Genomic DNA, 1,168 nt, shown 5'->3' with positions numbered 1-1,168 from the left:
CGGATACGACCTAGACACTCGCATCCTTGCAGGCCAGCGGCACCTTTCTGCTACCGGACCGTCAGATCACCCAATTCCGCTGAATACCCCGGGTCGGCGCTGGACGCGGTGGAACGGTGTCGAGAACGCTGCTGGAAGAAGGACTGGGTGGTCGATCTCGACATCCAGAAGTTCTTCGACAGCGTCCCCTGGGACCTCGTCGTCAAGGCGGTGGAGGCCAACACTGACGCCGTCTGGGTGAAGTTGTACGTCACGCGCTGGCTGAAGGCGCCGCTGCAACTGCCCGACGGCACTCTGCAACGGCGCGACCGGGGGACCCCGCAGGGGTCAGCGGTCTCGCCCGTGCTGGCAAACCTGTTCCTCCACTATGCGTTCGATATTTGGATGGCCCGGGAGTTCCCAGGCGTCCAGTTCGAGCGGTACGTGGACGACGCGGTGGTGCACTGCGTCAGCGAGCGCCAGGCCAGGATGCTGGTCGAGGCGATCGGCAACAGGATGGAGGAGGTCGGGCTGCGACTGCACCCGGCCAAGACCCGGATCGTCTACTGCAAGGACGCGAACCGCAAACGCTCCCACGAGCACTCGTCGTTCACGTTCCTTGGGTTCACGTTCCGCGCCCGCTCGGCGCGCAGCAAGCACGGGGTCAGATTTCCCTGCTTTCTGCCCGCGGTCAGCAGAGACGCCCTGAAGAAGATGGGCGCCGAGGTGCGCAGTTGGCGCATCCACCGGCGCACCGGGCACACCTTCGCCCAGCTCGCACGGTTCATGAATCCGATCGTGCGGGGCTGGATCCAGTACTACGGAGCGTTCTACCCCTCCACACTGAGGCCCTTCCTCCAGCGCATCAACGCCTACCTGCTGCGCTGGATCCGCAGAAAGTACAAACGGCTCGCCGGCTACCGCAAGGCCAGGACGTGTCTCCAAGGGATCATGCAGCGATACCCAGGGATGTTCGCGCACTGGCGCCTATGCCGCACCATCTGGGGAGCAGGGTGACAAGAGCCGTGTAACGGGAGACTGTTACGCACGGTTCTGTGGGGGCCGGAGGGCGAGACTCCCTCCGGCTACCCGACCCGACCAGCTTGATCCCGGGACGCTCGGCGTGGAAGTCGCGGCCGATCAGGTCCGGGGCCGGCTTCGCCTTCGCATCCGGCCGGGTCAGCGAGCG

General features: G+C 65.3%; 1 protein-coding gene. It reads left to right on the top strand.

The annotated features are described in order from the left end of the window. Window positions 1–3: 3 nt before the first annotated feature. On the top strand, window positions 4–996 hold the full coding sequence (locus ACFW2Y_RS35970) for a reverse transcriptase domain-containing protein (RefSeq protein ID WP_384887992.1): 993 nt from the start codon (window positions 4–6) through the stop codon (window positions 994–996). Window positions 997–1,168 lie beyond the last annotated feature (172 nt).

The organism is Streptomyces sp. NPDC058877, assembly GCF_042742855.1.
Lineage (GTDB): Bacteria > Actinomycetota > Actinomycetes > Streptomycetales > Streptomycetaceae > Streptomyces.
This window is presented reverse-complemented; position numbering and strand designations above follow the sequence as displayed.